At 49.0% G+C, this 21,687-nt stretch carries 21 protein-coding genes and 2 riboswitches; of the genes, 14 read left to right on the top strand and 7 right to left on the bottom strand.

From position 1 onward, the window contains the following. Positions 1–2: 2 nt before the first annotated feature. Positions 3–1,217 carry a 2,3-diketo-5-methylthiopentyl-1-phosphate enolase gene (mtnW, locus tag DP120_RS04170; RefSeq protein ID WP_112222082.1) on the bottom strand — a complete coding sequence of 405 codons (1,215 nt, stop codon included), beginning with the start codon at positions 1,215–1,217 and terminating at the stop codon, positions 3–5. Positions 1,218–1,285: 68 nt separating this feature from the next. Beyond that, positions 1,286–1,396: riboswitch (SAM riboswitch) on the bottom strand. 382 nt (positions 1,397–1,778) lie between these two features. Here mtnW and DP120_RS04165 point away from each other — a divergent pair. The 6 genes from DP120_RS04165 (at position 1,779) to DP120_RS04145 (ending at position 8,665) form a co-directional block, all read left to right on the top strand. Beyond that, positions 1,779–2,108, top strand: a complete 330-nt coding sequence (locus tag DP120_RS04165; protein ID WP_112222080.1) for a hypothetical protein — start codon at positions 1,779–1,781, stop codon at positions 2,106–2,108. A gap of 242 nt (positions 2,109–2,350) precedes the next feature. After that, positions 2,351–2,505: riboswitch (SAM riboswitch) on the top strand. 260 nt (positions 2,506–2,765) lie between these two features. Continuing rightward, positions 2,766–3,944, top strand: coding sequence for an S-methyl-5-thioribose kinase (gene mtnK / locus DP120_RS18590; protein WP_205854500.1), 1,179 nt, complete (start codon positions 2,766–2,768; stop codon positions 3,942–3,944). Positions 3,945–3,947: 3 nt separating this feature from the next. Continuing rightward, positions 3,948–5,009, top strand: coding sequence for an S-methyl-5-thioribose-1-phosphate isomerase (mtnA, locus tag DP120_RS18585; RefSeq protein ID WP_205854499.1), 1,062 nt, complete (start codon positions 3,948–3,950; stop codon positions 5,007–5,009). Further along, a complete protein-coding gene (locus tag DP120_RS04155; protein WP_112222078.1) occupies positions 5,006–6,091 on the top strand; it encodes a sugar ABC transporter substrate-binding protein in 1,086 nt (361 codons plus the stop codon). Before mtnA ends, DP120_RS04155 begins: the two co-directional genes overlap by 4 nt. A gap of 59 nt (positions 6,092–6,150) precedes the next feature. Further along, on the top strand, positions 6,151–7,704 hold the full coding sequence (locus tag DP120_RS04150) for a sugar ABC transporter ATP-binding protein (RefSeq protein WP_112222076.1): 1,554 nt from the start codon (positions 6,151–6,153) through the stop codon (positions 7,702–7,704). After that, positions 7,628–8,665, top strand: coding sequence for an ABC transporter permease (locus DP120_RS04145; RefSeq protein WP_112222074.1), 1,038 nt, complete (start codon positions 7,628–7,630; stop codon positions 8,663–8,665). The genes DP120_RS04150 and DP120_RS04145 overlap by 77 nt, the downstream gene beginning before the upstream one ends. 358 nt (positions 8,666–9,023) lie before the next feature. On the opposite strand, the gene DP120_RS04140 is transcribed toward DP120_RS04145, so the two are convergent. Further along, on the bottom strand, positions 9,024–10,436 hold the full coding sequence (locus tag DP120_RS04140) for a sodium/glutamate symporter (protein ID WP_112222072.1): 1,413 nt from the start codon (positions 10,434–10,436) through the stop codon (positions 9,024–9,026). Positions 10,437–10,836: 400 nt separating this feature from the next. Between DP120_RS04140 and DP120_RS04130 the strand changes: the two genes are divergently transcribed. From DP120_RS04130 to DP120_RS18255, 3 genes are all read left to right on the top strand, one after another. Beyond that, positions 10,837–11,841 (top strand): EAL domain-containing protein, encoded by a 1,005-nt coding sequence (locus DP120_RS04130; protein ID WP_112222070.1) that lies wholly within the window; start codon positions 10,837–10,839, stop codon positions 11,839–11,841. A 64-nt stretch (positions 11,842–11,905) separates the two neighbouring features. Then, positions 11,906–12,499 (top strand): flavin reductase family protein, encoded by a 594-nt coding sequence (locus tag DP120_RS04125; protein WP_112222068.1) that lies wholly within the window; start codon positions 11,906–11,908, stop codon positions 12,497–12,499. Positions 12,500–12,563: 64 nt separating this feature from the next. Next, the gene (locus tag DP120_RS18255) at positions 12,564–12,803 is read left to right on the top strand and encodes a hypothetical protein (protein ID WP_133257372.1); all 240 of its coding nucleotides are present in this window, start codon (positions 12,564–12,566) and stop codon (positions 12,801–12,803) included. Between the two features lie 139 nt (positions 12,804–12,942). On the opposite strand, the gene DP120_RS04120 is transcribed toward DP120_RS18255, so the two are convergent. From DP120_RS04120 to DP120_RS04105, 4 genes are all read right to left on the bottom strand, one after another. After that, positions 12,943–13,950, bottom strand: a complete 1,008-nt coding sequence (locus DP120_RS04120) for a FecCD family ABC transporter permease (protein WP_112222066.1) — start codon at positions 13,948–13,950, stop codon at positions 12,943–12,945. Next, positions 13,947–14,945, bottom strand: a complete 999-nt coding sequence (locus tag DP120_RS04115) for a FecCD family ABC transporter permease (protein ID WP_112222064.1) — start codon at positions 14,943–14,945, stop codon at positions 13,947–13,949. The genes DP120_RS04120 and DP120_RS04115 overlap by 4 nt, the downstream gene beginning before the upstream one ends. A gap of 69 nt (positions 14,946–15,014) precedes the next feature. Further along, a complete protein-coding gene (locus tag DP120_RS04110; protein WP_112222062.1) occupies positions 15,015–15,932 on the bottom strand; it encodes an iron-hydroxamate ABC transporter substrate-binding protein in 918 nt (305 codons plus the stop codon). 5 nt (positions 15,933–15,937) lie between these two features. Next, a complete protein-coding gene (locus DP120_RS04105) occupies positions 15,938–16,729 on the bottom strand; it encodes an ABC transporter ATP-binding protein (RefSeq protein WP_112222061.1) in 792 nt (263 codons plus the stop codon). A gap of 132 nt (positions 16,730–16,861) precedes the next feature. On the opposite strand from DP120_RS04105, the gene DP120_RS04100 reads away from it, so the two are divergent. From DP120_RS04100 to DP120_RS04090, 3 genes are all read left to right on the top strand, one after another. Further along, positions 16,862–17,911: an NAD(P)/FAD-dependent oxidoreductase gene (locus DP120_RS04100; protein WP_112222059.1), complete on the top strand. Its 1,050-nt coding sequence runs from the start codon at positions 16,862–16,864 to the stop codon at positions 17,909–17,911. A gap of 531 nt (positions 17,912–18,442) precedes the next feature. After that, entirely contained in the window at positions 18,443–19,279 is an 837-nt protein-coding gene (locus DP120_RS04095) for a PP2C family serine/threonine-protein phosphatase (RefSeq protein WP_112222057.1), read from the top strand. Then, positions 19,269–19,676, top strand: coding sequence for a GNAT family N-acetyltransferase (locus DP120_RS04090; protein WP_165843713.1), 408 nt, complete (start codon positions 19,269–19,271; stop codon positions 19,674–19,676). Before DP120_RS04095 ends, DP120_RS04090 begins: the two co-directional genes overlap by 11 nt. Here the strand turns inward: DP120_RS04090 and DP120_RS04085 are convergent. Beyond that, positions 19,646–20,242 (bottom strand): histidine phosphatase family protein, encoded by a 597-nt coding sequence (locus DP120_RS04085; protein ID WP_112222053.1) that lies wholly within the window; start codon positions 20,240–20,242, stop codon positions 19,646–19,648. The genes DP120_RS04090 and DP120_RS04085 overlap by 31 nt on opposite strands. Positions 20,243–20,335: 93 nt before the next feature. Between DP120_RS04085 and DP120_RS04080 the strand changes: the two genes are divergently transcribed. Together DP120_RS04080 and DP120_RS04075 are read left to right on the top strand one after the other, a co-directional pair. Beyond that, a complete protein-coding gene (locus tag DP120_RS04080; RefSeq protein ID WP_112222051.1) occupies positions 20,336–20,905 on the top strand; it encodes a GNAT family N-acetyltransferase in 570 nt (189 codons plus the stop codon). Positions 20,906–20,952: 47 nt separating this feature from the next. Beyond that, positions 20,953–21,669, top strand: a complete 717-nt coding sequence (locus DP120_RS04075) for a sulfite exporter TauE/SafE family protein (RefSeq protein ID WP_112222049.1) — start codon at positions 20,953–20,955, stop codon at positions 21,667–21,669. The last annotated feature ends 18 nt before the right edge of the window (positions 21,670–21,687 follow it).

Here is a 21,687-nt window from a genome sequence, read left to right as displayed (position 1 = left end):
GATTACCCCCATAATTCCAAAGCTGTTTTTAATTCTGGCTGCTGTTCACTGGCGTTTTCCAATGTTTGATTCTGCAGGACAGCATCGACCGCCTGGCGGAATGCTTTGCCGCCGCCTGCTGCGCCGTCCGGATGTCCATGGACACCGCCGCCTGCGTTGATGATGCTGTCGATTCCGAAATCGTTGATGAGTAACGGTACGAGTCCCGGATGAATGCCGGCGGAAGGAACTGGAAACGCCGGTTTCAACAGGCTTTCATTCGTTAACTGTTCGCCAAGTGCCAGTGCCGCTGTCTTCTCCATGGCAACACTGCCGTAAGGAGAGGGGAACAATGAAAAGTCAGCGCCGGCGTAGCGTGTCAATTTGCCGAGCGCGAGCGGTGCAGCGACGCCGTAGAACGGAGAAGAAGTGAACGCGCCGCTGAACGCTGGATGCGCCATGAGCGGAAGTGCAATTTCGTCATCTTCCGCCAGTTCCTGCAGCACATCGAGTCCGTAAGCATGGACATTGAATAGTAAAGCGTCGGCGCCGAGTTCGCGAGCTTTTCGTGCTTTATCGCGCAGTTGAGATGTGCGGCCTGAGAGGTTCACCGCATAAAGCGTCCGGTGGCCGGTTTCGCTATAGACTTCATGGAGCACTTGTTTCGCAGCGGTGATGCGCTGTTCAAAAGGTGTCAGCGGATTGTCGAACAGGATTTCGTCGTCTTTGACCAGGTCGACGCCGCCAAGCGCTTGCTGTCTGAGCTGCGCTGTTAAATAATCGATGTCCCGGCCAATCACGCCTTTGAAGATGCTCATGACGAGCGGGCGGCCGTGGACGTCGAGCAATCCGCGGATGCCGTCGATGCCAAAGCGCGGTCCAGGAAATTGTTTCAATAGACCTTCCTCAAAATCGAGATCCAATAATCTCACTTCGCCGTCGAGCGACAATTTGCCGAAAACGGTGGTCAGAATAGCCGGCAGATCCGCCGAGAAATTCGCGCTCGGATAGGAAACTTTGATATGCGCTTTGATTGCATCGGGCTTGAGGGGGTGAGGGCTTTGTGGAAATTCCTCCACCGATACCACATAGCCTTTATGTTTTTTCAATTGCTCCTGTTCGAGAAGCGGCAAGTCGGTCCACGATCCGATCGTGAGTCCGAGCGCGATGCCTTCCGCCTTCTTTTCAAAAGACCCCGCTTTGCCGTATACCTGATAGCTCGCTGTCAGTCTGCTCATATGTGACACTCCTTTATTTCAAATAAAAAAACCTCTTCAAATAAGAAGAGGTTAAGGGCGTTAACGACTTCTTATTTCTCAGCCATTCATTTCTGGCTGCAAGAATTAGCACCGTGTCCATTGCTGGACCGGTTGCCGGGCTTCGTAGGGCTTGTCCCTCCACCTGCTCTAAATAAGAATTGATATTCGGTTGGTTGTTGCAATAAAGTAATTCTGATTATTCCATGTGCGAAGAATTCTGTCAACAGGGAATTGTGAGAAAGTTTTTTGGGAGAGATGCCAGTGGTAAAACTGCATAGTGGGGAGTGAGCGGCTCGCCGCTCACGAACCCAGCAGTTTGCGCAGCGAACTGTAGGCAATTAGGGGTTTAGATTTGGCGGCGGAAAGGGCTCCGGACAGTAAACAGGCCGATCCGGACAGTATTTCCGTTTTGCGGACAGTATTTTGAGAATGCGGACAGTAAATCCTTAATTTGGAAATAAAGATTGAGAAATGAATTTGGAAAGTAAAGTGGCTGTTTTGGAAAGTATTTTGGTCAATTTGGAAAGTATTTAGGGTGAAATGGAAAGTATTTCGGCTATTCTGGACAGTAAATCCTTAATTTGGAAATTAATACTGATTGGAAATGAAAAATCATCACCCATGAGAGTCAAATCCCATCCGAAATCGCTAATTTCCCTCAAATCATTCACTAAAAAACGCCGCCCCTCTCAATCAACGACCGTTTTCACAGAAAAACAGATGAAATCACGACCGAAACCGGCTACAACTTCAACAAGCTACAACAAAACCCCTCAAAAACAAAAGAACAGAAATGGAAAAGCCTTCGCCGCCAGCGAAGGCTCCTTTCAAACCTTGGAATTTTTCGCGCAGCGAAAAACTTCCGCTTAAAGGGGCTTAATTTTTTATTGGAGTGAGTGGGGAATTGCAAAAGCAGCCAGCAGCGCCGACAATGAATCGATAGCTTACAAAAAATCCAGCGCGCCTAAATAGAAATTCTTCATAAAGAGCACGTGGAACGGAACGATCAGTCATTTCACAAATTGAAAATAATTCAAAAATTCCTGTTGACAGTCTATTCTGAACCGTGATAGGATTCATCTCATAACAAAAACCGCATATAAAACTTAGTACTCTTATCAAGAGCAGGCAGAGGGACATTGGCCCTATGACGCCCAGCAACCGACCGTAATACCTTCGTGAGAAGGGGCGCTTTATGCGCCGGGATGAACATCCCGCAAGGCACGGTGCTAATTCCACCAGATATTTTATTTCTGGAAGATAAGAGGCATGGAAACTCTTAATTCTGCGCCTCTTTCTTAACGGAAAGAGGCGTTTTTTATTGCTCAAAAAAAGTATCAGTATTCGAATTTTGGAACGTCTTTGAAATAGCGAATAACTGTCCAGACTTCAGCGGCCCAGCTCTTCGGGACATAAGTCAACCCAGCTGTGCGGCAAAAAACGCCACTTCGCTGGTCTGCCTTATGCCTGTCAGAGCTAAACGGGCGCTTCCGCTTTTCTATAATTGAATTCAGGAGGAAGATGACCATGACAACTACAGCAGTATCCACATATCACGCATTGACAGAAGCAGAAGCCATCGCTTTGGCGGCGGGACTTTTCCCGGCAGGAACAGATCTGGAATGCCGGGAAATCGGCGACGGCAATTTGAATTACGTGTACCGGGTAAGCGACCGGGCAAGCGGCAAAGGCGTCATCATCAAGCAGGCGCTGCCTTATGCCAAAGTGGTGGGCGAAAGCTGGCCGCTCACATTGAAGCGTGCAGCGATCGAAGCTGCGGCATTACGCAAGCATGGCGAATATGCGACTGGCCTCGTGCCGGAAGTGTATAGCACCGATGAAGAATTGGCGTATACGATCATGGAGGATCTGTCCCATTTGACGATCGCCCGTGAAGGCTTGATCCAGGGGAAAAACTATCCGAAGCTTTCAACCGATATCGGTGAATATCTGGCACAGACTTTATTCCATACTTCCGATTTCGCGTTGCATCCATTTGAAAAGAAGCGGCTGGCGGCTGAATTTTCAAATCCGGAACTTTGCAAGATTACGGAAGATTTGATTTTCACAGATCCATTTTTCGACCACGAGACAAATGACTTCGAACCGGAACTTCAGGAGACCGTCGAAGCCATCTGGCACAACGACCGCTTGAAACTCGAAGCGGCAAAATTGAAACGCAGCTTTTTGACGGAAGCGGAGGCATTGCTTCACGGCGACCTGCACACCGGCAGCATTTTCGCTGATGAAAATGAAACCAAGGTCATCGATCCGGAATTCGCTTTTTACGGACCGATCGGTTTTGATGTCGGCTTGTTTATTGCCAATCTGATTGTACAGGGCATTACGCGGAACGGCGAAGGCCGCGGGACAATCATCGGTCACATTGAAAATACATGGGAGGTATTTGAAACGCGCTTCACGGAGCTTTGGAAAAATGAAGGCATTGAAGATTTCAAAGGCGTTCCGGGTTACCGCGAATCCGTTCTCGACAAGATTTTCAAGGACACACTCGGCTTTGCCGGCTGTGAATTGATCCGCCGCACCATTGGCCTGGCGCATGTCAAAGACCTTGACGGCATTGAGGATGCAGAAGTGCGCATCGAATCCAAAAAACTGGCTCTCCGCATCGGGGAGACATTAATCTTAAAACGCAGCGAACTCACATCGATTCAGGATGTGACAGCGCTTTTGAAGGAGCTGTAAAGCATGGCAATCCCATTATCGATCCAATGGATCAACAACCAATTGATCATTCTCGATCAACAAAAACTTCCGCATGAAACGGAATACATCGCGCTGAACACAATCGAAGATGTCTACGACGCAATTATTACAATGAAAGTCCGCGGCGCACCGGCGATCGGCATAACAGCGGCTTACGGTTTGGCGCTGGCCGCCCAAAAGCACGACACCGAAACACTGGAAGTATTCCATCATTTCGTGAAAAAAGACGCGGTTTACCTGGCGTCTTCACGTCCGACTGCAGTCAATCTGGCGTGGGCGATCGGCCGGCTGCAACAAGCGATTCAATCGGCAAAAACGGTTGCAGCGGCAAAAGCGGAAATCTTAGCAGAAGCGAAACGTATTCATAAGGAAGACGAGGAAGCGTGCCGGACGATCGGCGGTTATGCGCTTGAGTTATTGGGAGGCCGCTCGAAAGTCATGACCATCTGCAATGCGGGCTCCATTGCGACAGCAAAATACGGCACCGCGCTCGCGCCGTTTCATCTCGGCAAGGAATTGGGCCGTGAGTTCGAAGTCTTTGCCTGCGAAACGCGTCCGGTATTTCAGGGGTCGCGCCTGACGGTGTGGGAGCTGCAGCAGTCAGGTGTTGATGTGACGCTGATCACCGACAGCATGGCGGCGCACACAATCGGGGCGAAAGGCATCGAAGCGATCATCGTCGGGGCTGACCGCATTGCGGCAAACGGCGACACTGCCAATAAAATTGGCACCTTCAATCTGGCGATTCTGGCCGCTGCATATAAAATCCCGTTTTATGTGGCAGCACCTGCATCAACTTTCGATCTGCAGATTCCAAACGGCAAAAATATCCCGATCGAAGAGCGTTCGGCGAAAGAAATCACTCATATTGCAGACCAACCCATCGCGCCGAACGGCACGAAAGTCTACAACCCGGCATTTGATGTGACGCCGGCACAGTACATTACGGCGATCATCACGGAAAAAGGCATTATTCATCCCGATTATGAAAGAAATATACCGGAACTGCTGGCAGCAGTCTCAGGAAAAGGAGAAAACTCATGAAAAAACAATCATTTTTAATTATCGCGGCTTTATTGTTCATCAGTATTTTATTGGCGGCGTGCCAGCCGAAAGGCGAAACAGTGACAGAAGCGGAAACGGATTCGGACAAAAAATCGGAAGCCTCGGAACATCCGCTGGCGGGCAAAGAAGTGGCATTGATTTTACAGCAGAATCTTGGAACGTTTTCGGCGCAATACATAGCCGGAGTGGAAGATCAGGTTGAGAATTTCGGCGGCAAAGTCACCGTGTTCAACTCTGAAGGAGACTTGGCGAAAATGGCATCCAATCTGGACGCAGCCATCAACCAGGGAGCAGACGCGATCCTGATTGACCACGGAACGAAAGAGGCGCTGAATCAAGGCGTTGAAAAAGCGGTGGAAAAAGGAATTCCGGTTGTGGCGTTTGACGCAGGAGTTGACGTGGAAGGCGTGGTTTCGCTTGAGCAGGGAGACCAGCTGATGGCGGAACAGACTTTAACGAAACTGGCTGAAGACCATGACGGTGAAGCGAATATCGTGAAAATCTGGACGGCCGGCTTTGCGCCGATGGAACGACGTCAAATCGCTTATGAGCAATTTTTGAAAGACAACCCGGGCATTAAAGAAGTGGCGGCTTTCGGTTCTGCCACTCAAAATACGGCGCTCGATACACAAGCGCAAATGGAAGCAATCCTGAAGCAATACCCGAACGAAGGTGACATCACTGCAGTTTGGGCGGCTTGGGATGAATTCGCGAAAGGCGCTGTCCGCGCAATCGAGCAGGCAGGGCGCACAGATATCAAAGTTTACAGCATCGACATGAGCGATGAAGATTTGCAGATGATTCAAAAAGACGGCAGCCCGTGGGTAGCTTCGGCAGCGGTCGATCCGACAGATATCGGGCGTATCCAGGTGCGTTACGCTTACCAATTGATCAACGGTGAACAGCCGGAAGAGAAAGTTGTGCTGGAGCCGGTATTCATCGATGCCGGACAGCTTCCGGACGAAACGGTGACAACTGAAACGTTGAGCGAGCACATCGAAGGATGGGGAGCAAGCGAGCAAGGCTATACCGACGACCTTCGTGAATTGGAAGGAGAATAAAGGATTGGAGCCGTCCTCGGAATTGGGCGGCTCCTTTGGGCGAAAGGAGGATTGCAGAGATGGCAGAATTACTGGATATGCAGTCAATCGGCAAGCGATTCGGCAATGTAACGGCGCTGGAGAACGGCCAGTTAGCACTCGAAAAAGGTGAAGTCCACGCTTTGCTCGGCGTCAATGGAGCGGGAAAAAGCACCATGATCAAGATCCTTTCAGGAGTTTACGGCCAGGACAGCGGCGAAATTAGGCTGAACGGTGAAATCATCTCTCTGCGTTCACCAAAACAAGCAAAAGAACACGGTATTTATTGCGTTTACCAGGAAGTCGATACGGCCATTGTTGCGGAACTGACGGTGGCGGAAAACATCCTGATGGACAGTTTTGCGGCAGGAGGCAGTTTGCTGTTGTCGAAACAGAAAATCAATAAGCAGGCGAAAGAAGCGCTGGTCCAATTGCAGTCGGAAGAAATCTCCGTCACCCGAAAAGCGGGCACGCTCACTTTGGCGGAAAAACAGCTGGTGCTGATTGCCCGGGCGCTGGTGCATTCGGCAAAGATCATCATTTTCGATGAACCGACAGCACCTTTGTCATTGACGGAATCGGATAAACTGTTTTCGGTCATTCAGAAACTCAGCAGCGAAGGCGTCGGCTGTGTCTTCATTTCCCACCGGCTGCCGGAAGTTTTTGAGATCAGCGACCGGATCACCGTGATGCGAGAAGGGAAATGGGTCAACACTTTCGTTACGGCAGAGTCCGATTCTGAAGGGATCATCGAAGCGATGCTGGGCGAAGCGCTCAGCCATGAGCTGGAATACCAGCCGCATCCGACTGGCGACAATGTACTTGAAGTTAGAAGGTTATCTGACAGCGGCAAGCTGAAGGATATTTCATTTTCAGTGAAAGCAGGCGAAATCGTCGGCGTTGTCGGACTTGTCGGGGCAGGGAAAACGGAACTCGCAAAAGCGTTATTCGGAGCAGCGAACTCCGTCAGCGGCTCGGTGGAAATTGCCGGGAAACAAACCCGCATCAAGCATCCGGAAGATGCAATCCGGGCGGGGATGGCATTGATTCCAGAAGAACGCCGGAAAGAAGGATTATTTGTCCACGAAACGCTTAGGGCCAATGCCTCGTTCCCGAATCTCCGGAAATTCTCGACAAAATTGTTCATGAATAAAACAGCTGAAAATAAATTCGCGGAAGACATCATCGATAAATTAAAGATCAAAACAGGCGATACGGAAACACCGCTTGTCCATCTGAGCGGAGGCAATCAGCAAAAAGTGGCCATCGGCAAATGGATGAGCCTCGATTCGCTGCTTTATTTATTCGATGAGCCGACAAAAGGCGTCGACATCGGCGCGAAGGTGGATATATTCAAATTGATCCGGGAACTGGCCGGAAGCGGCAAAGGCTGCCTTTATTTCTCCAGTGAAATCCATGAAGCGATCGGCATCTCCGATCGGATTCTGGTAATGTGCGATGGTCAGATCGTGAAGGAATTATCACGTCAAGAAGCGACCCAGGAAAGGATATTACTTTATGCAAGCGGTGGAAAAGAAGAGCTTAACCAAACCGAAAAACTCAGTGAAAGAGAACGCAGTTCAATTTCTGTTTAAATACGGCGCCATCATCCTGCTGATTGCGATCATTCTGTATTTCAGCAGCATCAGCGACGCGTTCTTCAGCTACGGCAACTTCTCGGATATTCTCCGGTCGATTTCAATCGTCACCCTGCTGGCGCTTGGCGTCACATTTACGCTCGTCGTCGATGGCTTCGACTTGTCCGTAGGCTCGACGATGTCCCTGTCGACCGTCGTGACGGCATCTTTAATGGTGTGGTATGACATGCCGCTGTGGCTAGTGCTGCTGTTGCCGCTATTAATCGGTGTGGCGGTCGGGCTCGTCAACAGCTTCCTCATCACGGTCATCGGCATTCCCGATCTCCTCGCGACGCTCAGCATGATGTATATCGTGGCAGGCCTTCACCGCACGTATACGGAAGGTTATTCGATCTACAATAATATGCCGCTGACTTCCGGCGGCACGGCTCCCGGCCAATTGTCCGAAGCGTTTCTATGGATCGGCCAGGGCCAGATGCTCGGCCTTCCAGTGCCGGTGTGGATCATGGTCGTCATGGTGCTGGCGGCGTATGTGATTTTGAATCATACGCGCTGGGGCCGCATTCTTTATATGACCGGCGGCAATGCGGAAGCGGCGACGCTGTCAGGCGTTAACGTGAAACGAGTGAAGACTTCGGCGTACATCATTTCCGGCGTTTTTGCTTCGATGGCGGGAATCCTGTTTACGGCACGTGTCGGTTCCGGCCAGATCGATGCCGGCGCTCCGCTTTTGATGGAAGCGGTCGCGGCTGTGTTTGTCGGCTATTCAGTGCTCGGCGCCGGCAAGCCGAATGCGCTCGGCACATTCTTCGGTGCAGCGGTCATCGGCATCCTGCTGAACGGGCTTACGATTCAGAACCTGCCGTATTACGCGTTTGATATCATTAAAGGGGCGGTATTGGTTGCGGCGCTCGCGGTTACGTATGTGTATGCGAAGAATAAGTTTGCGAAGACGTGAGTTGTTTTTTGTTTGTAAATCTTCCTGGAATTAAAAGGGCGTTCGTAAAGTGTTTTAACATATTTACGAACGGTTCTATTTCCAACTCCTTCTTCTTTTCAATTTTTACTTAGATATAATTGAAAAGCTGGGAAGTTAGGAAAATTAGGAAATGGGGGAAGAAGATATCATACATTCACTTGTGGTTAGGCGAACCTGAATTTTTGAGATAATTATAGAACACCTTCGAATTGGTACCCTTATCGCAAGTACTGAAATCGATGGTGTTTTTTCATGGGCAAAAGCATGTGTGCAAGTGAAACCAACTGAGTATAAGTGTCCCAGTGACCGGTAAAGCGGGATAAAGGCGAGAGAAGCTTTATTTTTTCCCGAAATAAAATAAACCGATTCCAATCCATATAAGCATAAGAATTGTACAAAAGATCAAGACGGGTATAATCCCGAACTGCGAAATGAGGGGGAGAGAAGCTGCAGTGAATAATCCGCCTCCTACGATCGGCTCAAACATCAGCTGTTTATAGCCGAATGCTTCCAATGCTTTAGATTTGTCTTTCGAATCAGCAATTCGAATGAGCATCAACCCCGCGGCAGTCATTCCCATGGACTGTCCGTAATCCCCGATTCCGCGCTCGAACCAGTAGTCGGGGATCATGCGGGGTGCTAAAAAAACAAACGCTATAGTATTCCAAGCAATTCCTGTCGCAGCCAACAGTAAAAATGGAACCAGGTTGTTTCCGATAACCGTTAAAGATAGAGTGGCCAATGCGCTGACAATTAAGAAATCCAAAGCAAATCCTTGTATGCGCAATATCATTTTCCGGTTAACGAGTTTGTACTTGTCGTATCTATCCAAAAGAAGCTGCAGCAGGACACCGCCAATCATCGCTAAAGGAAATAGAGGTAAAAAAGACATGATTTCAGTGTCAGTCCATGCTCCCCAAGTGACAGATTCGATATAGATAAGCCCCTCCAGCAGAACCTTGCCAATCAGAATAGCGACTCCTATTATTGCCATGTGCAAGGCAAGAGGTTCAATCGACTCGGGTTCTGTCGTCATTTTCCCTGCAATCGGACGATCTTCGGGTTCTGTAATGCCTCGAAGTTTGTTTTCCGGAAGGTCGTTCGGGTTATCTAAAATCGTCGCCTTGTCCTTTTTTACGCCCCAATTGATTAAGATGATTCCACATACCACTCCTGAAACAACCCCAACAGTAGCTAATCCGATGGCAAGGTCAGCGCCTTCGCTGAATCCCAGTTCTTGAAAAGTCCCCGCCAGACCGGCACTTGTTCCGTGTCCGCCTTCAAACCCTATTTCGATTAATGCTCCAGCCATCGGGTTTATACCAAAAAAGGGAGCTAGCACGATTAGTGCCAATAGAAGGCCAAAGACATACTGTCCCCAAGCCACTGATTGGCCAAACGAAACCTGGGGACCGGCCAACAGCCAAATATCTTTTAGGTTGGGAATCTTTTTCCCTAAAAATAAGCTCGCAAAAATGACACTGATTAACAAACTCGGAAAAGTAGACCATGATTCAAGCACTTCCTCCGGAAAAAGCCCATTTGAAACAGGAGTTGTTGATCCTTCTGTGAAGAAACTCACCAAAGCTCCTAATACCTCAGGTCCAAGAAGTAAGCCCATAAAACCGGCGATAATAGAACTTGGCAGGAAATATTTTTGGAAAACGGAAAAACTCACACGAATCCATTTTCCTATTAACAATAAAATACCAATCAGTAATATGCTGAAGCCAACCATCTCCGCTGACATCATACCCCTCCTGAACGATTATATGACCTGCGTAGCCTGTACAGCATCTATAAATCTGTTCCCCTTGCTTTACTACATAAACCAATATGGGCTTACGTCAACAAATAAAACGAATATAGCATTTAGTATGATGGCAGCGCTGAGAAGAACCGCCCCGGCGAACGCTGGAGCACCCCTTGTGCCCATTAGAGCAGGGCAATCTTGAATTTTTACCAAATAGTAGCTAAAGAAAATCTGGCAATATAGCGAAATAGCACAAACCCCGAAGCTCATGAAGGAATATCTAAGCAATTAGTCCAAGATGAAAACAATCAATTTATTCTTAAATTCGAAAATTAATAAGGATTTATTAACCATTTTAAGGTAATCTGAAAGGAATAGTACAGGAGGAGTGTGGCCAGTGGAATGTAATAATTGTTCAGTCGCTGAACTGAAATTTGATATCAAGCTCGAAGGCGAAACGAATCTTTCTCTGATGGACAAAGTCGTCAGCCATCTTGCACGCCGTGTTATGGAAACTACAAGGAAAGAAAATAGATTGTTTATGAACGAACGAGGTGCGAAGGAATTCCTCGATTTCTGCTTGCATCATATGGAACCGGCAAAAGTGTTGTTCAGGATTGATAAAGGTGAGTGGAACAAGATTGAAGAGATGGAGCAGGTTTTCAATACAGAATGGATTGATGACGTGATCCGCAAGGAATTGCTGGGCTGCCATTATCAGCCGATCGTCACAGCGGATGGAGAGATTTTCGCGTACGAGATGCTGGCGCGTTTTCACCATGAAGACGGCACAGTCATTTACCCGAATGAAATCTTCCCGGCTGCCAAATCACGCAGCAGGCTCTATGCGCTCGACCGGGTCTGCCGGATGGCCGCTGTGCGCCATGCCGCTGTTTTAAAAGATGTGAAGGCTTTTATTAATTTCATCCCTACGTCGATTTATTCGCCTGAATTCTGCCTGCGTTCGACGACAAACTTGGCCAATGAATTGGGCTTAGACCCACGTCAATTGGTGTTTGAAGTGGTGGAGACGGAAAAAGTGGATGATGTCGATCATTTGCGGGAAATTCTCGCTTTCTATAAGAAGAAAGGGTTCCAATACGCGCTGGATGATGTGGGCGAAGGCTACAGCACCATTGAGTTGCTGGCGGATTTGAAGCCGCATTATATGAAACTTGATATGCAATATGTGCAGGGCGTAGCAGATGACGCGGACAAACAGAAAACAGCGCTGCGCTTCCTGGAGAAAGCCGTGGAAATCGGTTCGGTTCCTTTGGCGGAAGGCGTCGAAACGAAAGAGGATTTCGACTGGCTGAAACAGCGGGGCTATCAGCTATTCCAAGGCTATTATTTCGGCAAGCCGGCAAAAGAGCCTCAGGGAATCGTGACAGTTCCAGTCTAAAATGAGCATTTCCTGCGGCAATGAAAAACGTTTCGGGTAAACTGAACGAAAAGGAGTGGTGGCTGTGCTGAGCTTTGATCCTTATCAACAGACAGAACGTGAAAACTATAAATTGCTTGTGGGCACGATCATCCCGAGGCCGATTGCTTTCGTCACAAGCAAATCGGAAGAGGGGGTCGTCAATGCGGCCCCTTTCAGTTATTTCAATATCGTGTCGTCGAATCCGCCGATGCTGTCTGTTTCCGTTCAGCGCAAGGGCGACGACAAAAAAGACACCGCGCGCAATGTGCTGTCCGGCAAGGAATTCGTCGTTCACATTGTCGACGAGGAAAATGTCTTCGAAGTCAATGAAACCGCGGCATCGCTGCCGCCCAATGAAAGTGAGATTGATGTGACCAAACTGACGTTAATCGACAGTGAGGAAATCGATGTGCCGGCTGTTGCCCAGTCGAAAGTCCGTTTTGAATGCGTCCTTGACCAGGCAGTCGACTTGCCGAATACGGATCTGCTTATCGGCAGGATCGTCCGGATTCATATCGATGAAGCGATTTATGAAAACGGCCGCATCAATGCGGAAATTTTGAAACCGGTCAGCCGTCTGGCGGGAACGAATTACGCTAAATTAGGTGAGTTGTTTTCGTTGAAGCGGCCGGATTAACTTAGGAATTATGTGTGGAGTCCCTGTTGAAAAGCGTTGCAGACTTTTCCCTTTATAGCGGGTTATGCAAAATTCAAAAGCAGGAGCGGATGTTTTTCGCTGTGCGAAAAACTCCAATCTTTTAGGAAGCCGCCGCGAAAGTGGCGGCTTTTTCAAATTTGGGGTTGGTTTTTGGGTGAGCGCAACTAAAATGGGTTTAACCGCAACTAAAATGAGTTTAACCGCAACTAAATTGCGAAATCGCGCAACTAAGATAAAAAAGTGGAAAATATTTCAAATTACTGTTCGCTTTTCTATATTTTAGCGTTAAATAATTGCAGACCGCACCTCAAATGGAGAAAACCGCACCCCAAACGAGTCAACCCGCACCCCAAGCCAATCAAGCCGCACCCCAAACCAAAAAACGCAGCCAGCTGAACAAGCTGACTGCGTTTCCCACATTTTCATTTCTTCATCAACAAATAAATAAAATAAGGTGCGCCGATCAAGGCGGCCATGACGCCGGCCGGAATGCCGGATGGCTCCAATAGATTGCGGCCGATGGTATCCGCCAGCAACAGCAGCCAGCCGCCGGTCAAAATAGCCAAAGGCAGAAATAATTGATGCCGCGGACCGACCAGTGCTTTTGCGATATGCGGTGCCATCAGGCCGATGAACGCGATGCCGCCGGTAACAGAAACGGCTGAAGCGGCCAAAGCGACCGCAGCCAATAGCATCGTGATGCGTTCTTTTTCGACGGAAACACCGAGCCCGACCGCTACCGGTTCGCTGAGGCCAAGCATATTCAAGCGATTGGCTTTATAAAGGACAAATGGAATAAGCACCAATAACCACGGCAGCAATGCCAGGATAAACGGCCAGTCGGTGCCCCAGATATTGCCCGCCAGCCAATTGGCGATGAAATCCACTTTTTCGCGTTCAGCGGATGAAATCAACACAATCATGACTCCGGACAGCGCCATCGAAAAGCCGATTCCTGTCAGAATCAGCCGGATCGGCTGAAGCCCCGTCTCCCTTTGATAAGAGAAAAGATAGATCAAGATTGCCGTCAATAATGCGCCGCCAAAAGCGACCAATGGCAATAGGTAAACGAACGAACCCGCGTCAACAGGCACGAACAAAAAGAATAAAGCGATTGCGGCGCCGGCTCCGGAATTGATTCCGATGATGCCTGGGTCTGCCAGATCATTACGTGTAATGCTTTGCAGAATGGCACCAGACAAAGCCAGCGCCATACCGGCAAGCACTGTAATCAGGATGCGCGGCATACGGATAGAGAACAGGACGAAATTTTCCTTGAACGTGCCCTGGCCGATGAGTGCCGCTGCAATCCGGTCGTAACCCATTGAAGAATAACCTGCGCCGATGCTGATGATGGCTGTCGCCAAAATCAACCCGAGCAGCGTGAAAAAGAAGAAACGCTGTTTTTTAATCAAAGCTGACTGGATCATGTAAACGCGCGGCCTCCTTTACGGACGATAATCAGGAAGAACGGCAAGCCGAGCATGGCGACGATTGCAGCCACTGGTGTTTCGAAAGGTGCGTTGATCGTTCGGCCGAGCAAATCGGCAAACAGCAGGAAAATCGCGCCTGCTACAGCGGACATCGGGATGATGTGCCGGTAGTCGACGCCGACGATAACGCGCACGATATGCGGCACGAGCAAGCCGACAAAAGCCATGTTTCCGGCAAGTGCTACAGCGGCGCCCGCTAGAGCAGTGATGACGACAAACAGCAGCGCTTTTGTGCGGTTGGTGTTTTGGCCGAGGCCGATTGCCGCTTCCTCGCTCAAACTGAGGATCGATAATTGGCGCGACAGCAGCAGCGCGACCACCATCGCAATGAGGATGAACGGCGTGATTGTCTGCAGCTGGCCCCATGATGTGCCGATCAAGCCGCCGGCAGTCCACATAGAGATGTCTTTAGAAATTTTAAAGTACAAGCCGATGCCTTCTGCCACGGCCGTGAGGAAAGCGGAAATGGCTGCACCCGCCAGCACGATCCGGAAAGGTGAGAAGCCGCCTTTTTTCATTGAGCCAAGTCCGAATACCAAAGCACCGCCGACAGCTGCGCCAATAAAACAGGCAACCATGATGCCGAAATAATTGGCAGCGGGAATCATGGCAAGCGTTACTGCAAGCGCTGCATTGGCACCGGCAGTCAATCCAAGAAGTCCAGGATCCGCTAATGGATTGCGCGTCATCCCCTGCATAATGGCGCCGGACACAGCCAGCGCCGCACCAACCAGGACAGCCGCCAGTTCCCGCGGCAGACGGATTTCACGGATCACTGAAATGGCATCATTTGAAGCGTTTGAAAAAAGGGCAAGCCGGATATCATTTAAGCTGATATCGGCTGCGCCAAAAGCGATGGCGGCTGTAAATGTCAGCACGAAAACGGCAACCGCCGCGAGCAGCTTGGCGAAGAAATTAAATTTTGTCGGCATAAGGCATCATCATTTCTGTTGAGGATAAAAAGGAATTCCCGAGGATTCAGGAATTCCTTTTCTTTTTTATTATTTCAAGAAGTTCTCTTTAAAGAATTCCAATTGATGATCCAGTGAAAGCGGATCGTTGAAATAGAATTCCTTGGCGTTCGCTTCAAAGACATGGCCGTTTTTCACAGCTTCCGTATTTTTGTAGACATCTGTTTCCTGGAACGAATTGTCCTGTTCGGAGTCTTTGCTGAAGATCACGTAGTCGCCCATGTATTCAGGCAAAACTTCCTGTGACAAAGCGTAGTAACCGTCTTTCAGTGCCATTTCTTTCACTTTCTCAGGCATTTTCAATTTCATTTCCTGATATAGGATTTCCGTTCCGCGGCCCCAGCTGTCGCCGAACACGTAAATTTGCTTCTCGAAGTTCTCGATGACCGATACAGTTGCGTCTTCACCGATTTCTGCACGGATTTCTTCGCCCGCAGTTTGCGCCCGCTCTTTAAAATCATCAATCCAAGCTTGAGCTTCTTCTTCTTTATTCACTGCTTTTCCGATTTCAAGATGCTGCGTCAGATAATCCACGTTATTGTAAGTGAATGTAACTGTTGGTGCGATTTCGTTCAGCTTATCAATATTTTTCATGGTGGACGAACCGATGATCAAATCCGGATCCAACTCGATGATTTTCTCGAGGTCATCTTCCGCGACTTCTTCAACTTCCGTTAATTGCGTTTCGAAACGGGGATTCATTTTCGACCATGAATCCACCCCGACCATTGGCACATCAAGCGCCATGACGTTTCCTGCATAAGTCGACAATACAACCACACGCTGCGGATCTGCAGGGACTTCAATCGGTCCTGTTTCTGATTCATATGTAATCGTTTCCGGCTTCGATTCCGCCGAGGCTCCATCTTTTTCTTCCGTTGACTCTGAGTTGCATGCTGCAAGGAATAAAGCAGCCAATAAAACCAGCAGGAATGTTAATTTTTTCATTATGGTTATGCTCCTTTGATTAAGTTATAGGTAATGCAAATCGGCTTCTGCGTTCTTGGATCCATTCCAATTTCTGCATCAATCCGAAATACGGTTTTTAATACATCTGCAGTGATGACTTCATGGCAAGCGCCGGCTTTAACGATTTCACCATTTTTCATGGCAATCAGGTGGTCGGCAAAACGTGCGGCCTGATTTAAATCATGCAATACCATGACAATGGTGCGTTCCTGCTCTTCATTCAGCTTCTGCAGAAGTTCAAGAATTTCCAGCTGGTGCGCCATATCGAGATATGTAGTCGGTTCATCCAGGAAAATCATTTCGGTTTCCTGGGCGAGCGCCATGGCGATCCAGACGCGCTGGCGCTGGCCACCCGATAATGCGTCCACTGGATGATATTTAAAAAATTGCGTTCCGGTCACATCGAGTGCCCAGTTGATAATGTCATGGTCCTCGGCGGACAGGCGTCCAAACCCTTTTTGATAAGGGAAGCGGCCATAGGACACCAATTCGCCGACTGTCAGGCCTGGTGCATTTTCCGGAGTCTGCGGCAAAATGGCGATCTTCCGGGCGAGCTTCTTTGTATTTTCTTTGGCGATATCAGCGCCGTCGAGCACGATGCTGCCTGACTGATGGGGAATAACGCGTGTCAGGGCTTTCAGTAAAGTGGATTTGCCGCAGCCATTTGATCCGATGATGGTCGTTATTTTCTTGTCGGGAATGGACAGCGATAAATCTTTTACAATCGCACGGTCTCCGTAGCTGATATCCAGATGCTCAGCGAACAGGCGAACCATAACTTTCAACCTCCTTGTGAAACTGTGTGAGAAATTCATTGATAATGATTATCATTTTCAGTACAATCAATACTATAAGGCGAAAGCATATTGTTGTCAACGGGAATCTTAAAAAGAAGAGGATGATTCTGAATGAATGAAATAGAAGTTTTTGACGTCACCATTATCGGCGGAGGTCCAGCGGGGTTATATTCAGCTTTTTACAGTGGTCTTCGGGAAATGAAAACGAAAATCATCGAGTTTCAGCCGCGCCTTGGCGGAAAAATTCATGTCTACCCCGAGAAAATGATTTGGGACGTGGGGGGCCAGCCGCCGATGCCGGGCGCTAAGCTGATCGACCAATTGGTGGCGCAGGGACTGACATTCAATCCGGAAGTTGTTCTTAATGAGAAAATCGAGAGCATTGAGAAACGGGAAGACGGCTTGTTCAGCCTGGAAGGTTCCTCCGGCCAAATCCATTTGTCGAAGACGGTGATCGTGGCAGTCGGCGGCGGCATTCTCAATCCGCAAAAACTGGAGATCCAAGGAGCCGAACGTTTTGAAGTATCCAATCTGAATTACACCGTTAAATCGCTCGAGCGTTTCAAAGGAAAGACCGTCCTCATTTCAGGAGGCGGCAACTCAGCAATTGACTGGGCCAATGAGCTCGAACCGATTGCCGACAAAGTGTTCGTCAGCTACCGGAAAGAATCGCTCGCGGGGCACGAAGCCCAGGTCAGTCAATTGCTTGGAAGTTCGGCGGTCTGTTATCTGAATACATCCATCAGCCGCTTGATTGCCTCTGACAAGCGCGATGCGATCGAACTGGTCGAATTGACCAATCGGATTAATGGAGAGAAAATATTGCTCCCTATAGATGAAGTCATCATCAATCACGGCTACGAGCGCGACATTAGCTTGCTCGGCAACAGTCCTTTGGACATTGAGATTGCGGACGATTACTATATTGCTGGAACACCGAAAAGCGAATCATCGGTCGATGGCCTCTTTGCCGCGGGCGATATCCTGCAGCATCCCGGTAAACTCAATCTGATCGCCGGCACATTCCAGGACGCAGCCAACGCCGTCAATCAGGCGAAAAGTTACATCCAGCCCGATGCAAATAAAATCGCCATGGTCTCTTCGCACAATGAAATCTTCAAGAAGCGCAATAAAGAATTGGTAAAACAGATGATGAGTTAAGAGAGGCGACCGGTGGGGTCGTCTCTTTTTCTATGCAGATGGAGTTGAGTTCAAAAGCGTCGAGCGGATGTTTTTCGCTGTGCGAAAAACTCCAGTCTTTAAGGAAACCGCCGCGAAAGTGGCGGTTTTTTCAAATTGAGGGGTGGGAATTTGGTTGACCGCAACTAAAAAGGCTGTAACCGCAACTAAATTAAGTTTAACCGCAACTAAATGACCGAGAACCGCAACTAAATTGTGAAAGCGCGCAACTAAAATGAAAATTGAGGAAAATTTTTCAACTTCTTGGGCGCTTTTTTATATTATAGAGGTGAATAACCGCTGACCGCACCTCAGATGGAGAAAACCGCACCTCGCAGACGAATAACCGCACCCCAAACGGTCTAACCCGCACCCCAAGCCAATCAACCCGCACCCCAACCCCAAAACCGCCCCATCCTCACCGACTTTATTAAAATAAATTCCGAAAAAGTTTTCCAGTAGCTGACAGATGTTCTATAATTGTAAGAATATTATAAAGAGGATGTGGGGTTGATGGAGGAGTTTGACTGGGTAGGCAGCGAAGAGCATTTTGTGGATCAGCCGGATTTGTGGAAGATGCAAAAGATGACAATCGGCCGGTTCGGCGGCAATTCTTCGGCTGGGCAGACGAAGAACGAGGATGCCTGTCTGGCTTGGGCGAATCCGGAAGAGGACTGGGAATTGGCGTTGATCATGGATGCCCATGACACGGCGGAAAGTGCCGAAGTGGTGATGGAGCAATTTCTCGCGCATCAGGAAGAGATCAGGTCGTTCTTGTCCATGGATGTCAGCTTTGAATTTTTTCAGAGCCTTGAGGCATTGTTGCTGCGGATATTCCGGCAAAAGGATTTCCTGGCGACATGCCGGGAGATACAAGGCGAAACTGCCTGTTTGATCGCCATTCGCAAAGGCAAGCACCTGTATTGGTTTTCAGTCGGCGATTGTCTGCTCTACCTGTTTCATCCTGAATTTGCGGCAATGGGGCAATATCAGCTGAATCAGCGTCATTTTTACGAGTGGATCGGACGCAATAACAGCTTTGCCCAGGCGGTGCCGAGTTTCAGCAGCGGCTTGCATGAACTGCGGCAAGGGGGCAACCGGATCCTGTTGGCGACGGACGGCCTGACGGAATGCCCGGGCGAACCTTACGCGGATCCGGTGGATATTTACAATGAACTTGAAGGGCTTTCACAGCAAGAAGGTCTTCAGATTCTGCTTGAAACAGTGCAGCAACAAGGGGTGCGAGACAGTGTCACGCTCGTCACCTGGACTGTGGATGTTGCAGAAAAACCGCTATACGCCAGCAATCAGCAAACTGTCACGAAAGAGGGTAGTTGGGATGCTGAGTAAAGCGACGGCAGCCTACCCTAGTCCGCAACTCAAGGAAGTGATGGCTTTTGCGATGGCGAAGGATCAGGTGGAAGTGGAATACGCTCAGTATGCTAAAAACCCAAACCGCCATTTGTATTTGATGGAAGAAGAAGCGTTTATCGGCATCGAATTGAAAGACGCTTCGCGCTGTGAGATTCGCCATATTGCAGTTGCCGGCGATTGCCGCAACAGCGGAACCGGGTTACGGATGATTGAAGACATCATCAAGCTCCATGGTATTCAGGAAATATTCGCAGAAACAGATGTGGATGCAGTCGGTTTCTACCGGAAAATCGGATTCAATATAAAAAGCCTGGGCGAAAAATACCCAGGCCGAGAACGATTTTATTGCACGAAGACTTTGCCTTCCAAATGACGCGTGCAGTTATAGAGCGGACATTGCCACGCTCCTTCAAGATTTTTCAGGATGGTGATCGAGGTGTTATCGAGCAGGGTCTTCTTGAATTGCTCGGGCAATAATGATCTAAGCGTCAAACCGATCAAGCCGCCGTGGCTGACGACAAGGACCCGTTTGCCCGGATAATCTTTCACGATATCCTGCAAGGCGGCAGTTGCGCGTTCTGCCACTGCTTCACGCGTTTCCATACCGAGGTCGAGCGACCGCCAGTCGGCACCCCATTTCGCAACGCGGTCATCTTCCGTCGTACCTTCGATTTCGCCGCCGTTCATTTCGCGCAGGCGTGTATCAAAATGGCTGATGGGAAGACCGAGCTTTGCGCCGATGATTTCAGCGGTTTCCTTGGCGCGCTCCAAATCGCTGGCGATGATCAGGTCCCATTCCTCTTCAGCTGCCAGCCGTTCGGATAAAGCGATTGCCTGCTCCCGGCCGGTTTTATTCAGCGGGATATTGCTGTTGCCCTGCGCAATCCCAAGTACGTTCCATTCTGTAATGCCATGTCTGACGATACCGATTGTGGTCATCCGATCCAACTCCTTTGACGATCTTTCTATTATATAGAATAAACCAATTTTGACACTGACGCACTCACCAAAATCGAACAGGGAGGAATACATATGAATGAAACATCAATAATCTACAGCCAATTGCCGACCATTGAAAGTGAACGATTGATATTGCGGAAGCTTGAACTGGCGGATGCCGAGGATATGTTCGAGTACGCATCCGAACCTGCGGTATCCCGTTTCATGCCCTGGCAGGCGCATCAAACAACTAACGATACGAGAGAGTTTATCGGTATTATCCGTAAAGGCTATGAAGACAATAAAAAACTGACATGGGCCATCGAATTGAAGAACGAAAACAAGATGATCGGCACCATCGATTTCGTCAGCTGGCTGGAGAAACGGCAACGGGCGGAAGTGGGCTATACGCTGTCCCATCATCATTGGGGGCAGGGGCTGATGCTTGAAGCCGCCGAAACGTTAATCGATTTCGGCTTCAAGAAAATGGATCTCATCAAAGTCGAAGCGCCGATCATGCTGGACAATACACAATCACAGCGCGTCGCCGAAAAACTTGGCATGATCCGGGAAGGTGTATTGCGTAAGCACATGATCATCAAGGGAGAATTTGTCGATCTGGCGATGTACGCAGTGCTGAAGGAAGAATTTTATTCGCGGTAGGTGTGTGGTAAAATCGCTGTCAATCTATTTGTAAGGCGGGTGCTCTTGTGGAAGTCCTATTATTCATCGCGATTATCCTGACGGCATCCGTGCTCCAGACCAGCACCGGTTTCGGATTCTCGATTCTGGCGACACCTTTTCTATTGCTTCTTTTCAGCGTCAGTGACGCCATCCAAATAAATCTTGTGCTGTCGCTCATCATTTCGTCAGCGCTGATCACAAAAATTCGAAACGATATCGATTTCGATATTTTGAAAAGGCTGATCATCGGCAGTATTGCGGGTATGCCGATCGGCATCGCTGTTTTTGTGTTGGTTGATATGCAGAAGCTGAAACTTGGCATCAGTTTGGTCATTCTGCTGTTGACGGTTTTGCTGATTTTATCCCTGCGCATTCGACGGACAAACGGCCGTGATTTTCTGTTCGGTGGCTTATCGGGAAGCCTGACGACGAGCATCGGCATGCCGGGGCCACCGCTGCTTCTGTATTTTTCGGGAACCGAGACCCTAAAGGAAAAGCTTCGGGGAACGACGCTCGCGTTTTACCTGTTCATTTATTCGGTCAGCCTGGTGCTGCAAATTATTTTTACCGGCACTCACACGACCGTCTGGGTCTCCAGCGCGATGGCCATCCCAATTGTGCTGCTCGGTCTGTATCTCGGTCAGCGGCTGTTCCACCGGATCGATCAGCGCACTTTCCGGTATGTGACTTATGCAATTTTGCTGTTTACGGGATTGTATTTATTATTTGATAATTTGAGCTGACCACTATGGAATAAAAAC

Origin of the sequence: Planococcus halotolerans, assembly GCF_003289955.1 — a bacterium.
In the GTDB taxonomy this organism is placed as follows: domain Bacteria; phylum Bacillota; class Bacilli; order Bacillales_A; family Planococcaceae; genus Planococcus; species Planococcus halotolerans.
This window is presented reverse-complemented; position numbering and strand designations above follow the sequence as displayed.

Coding starts and splice junctions, on each gene's coding strand:
- DP120_RS04115 (WP_112222064.1), bottom strand. CDS start 14,945: ATGCCGACAAAATTTAATTTCTTCGCCAAGCTGCTCGCGGCGGTTGCC.
- DP120_RS18255 (WP_133257372.1), top strand. CDS start 12,564: ATGCAAAATTCAAAAGCAGGAGCGGATGTTTTTCGCTGTGCGAAAAAC.
- DP120_RS04155 (WP_112222078.1), top strand. CDS start 5,006: ATGAAAAAACAATCATTTTTAATTATCGCGGCTTTATTGTTCATCAGT.
- DP120_RS04145 (WP_112222074.1), top strand. CDS start 7,628: ATGCAAGCGGTGGAAAAGAAGAGCTTAACCAAACCGAAAAACTCAGTG.
- mtnK (WP_205854500.1), top strand. CDS start 2,766: ATGACAACTACAGCAGTATCCACATATCACGCATTGACAGAAGCAGAA.
- DP120_RS04085 (WP_112222053.1), bottom strand. CDS start 20,242: ATGACCACAATCGGTATCGTCAGACATGGCATTACAGAATGGAACGTA.
- DP120_RS04120 (WP_112222066.1), bottom strand. CDS start 13,950: ATGATCCAGTCAGCTTTGATTAAAAAACAGCGTTTCTTCTTTTTCACG.
- DP120_RS04150 (WP_112222076.1), top strand. CDS start 6,151: ATGGCAGAATTACTGGATATGCAGTCAATCGGCAAGCGATTCGGCAAT.
- DP120_RS04090 (WP_165843713.1), top strand. CDS start 19,269: ATGCTGAGTAAAGCGACGGCAGCCTACCCTAGTCCGCAACTCAAGGAA.
- DP120_RS04105 (WP_112222061.1), bottom strand. CDS start 16,729: ATGGTTCGCCTGTTCGCTGAGCATCTGGATATCAGCTACGGAGACCGT.
- DP120_RS04080 (WP_112222051.1), top strand. CDS start 20,336: ATGAATGAAACATCAATAATCTACAGCCAATTGCCGACCATTGAAAGT.
- mtnW (WP_112222082.1), bottom strand. CDS start 1,217: ATGAGCAGACTGACAGCGAGCTATCAGGTATACGGCAAAGCGGGGTCT.
- mtnA (WP_205854499.1), top strand. CDS start 3,948: ATGGCAATCCCATTATCGATCCAATGGATCAACAACCAATTGATCATT.
- DP120_RS04140 (WP_112222072.1), bottom strand. CDS start 10,436: ATGTCAGCGGAGATGGTTGGCTTCAGCATATTACTGATTGGTATTTTA.
- DP120_RS04165 (WP_112222080.1), top strand. CDS start 1,779: ATGGAAAGTATTTCGGCTATTCTGGACAGTAAATCCTTAATTTGGAAA.
- DP120_RS04095 (WP_112222057.1), top strand. CDS start 18,443: ATGGAGGAGTTTGACTGGGTAGGCAGCGAAGAGCATTTTGTGGATCAG.
- DP120_RS04110 (WP_112222062.1), bottom strand. CDS start 15,932: ATGAAAAAATTAACATTCCTGCTGGTTTTATTGGCTGCTTTATTCCTT.
- DP120_RS04100 (WP_112222059.1), top strand. CDS start 16,862: ATGAATGAAATAGAAGTTTTTGACGTCACCATTATCGGCGGAGGTCCA.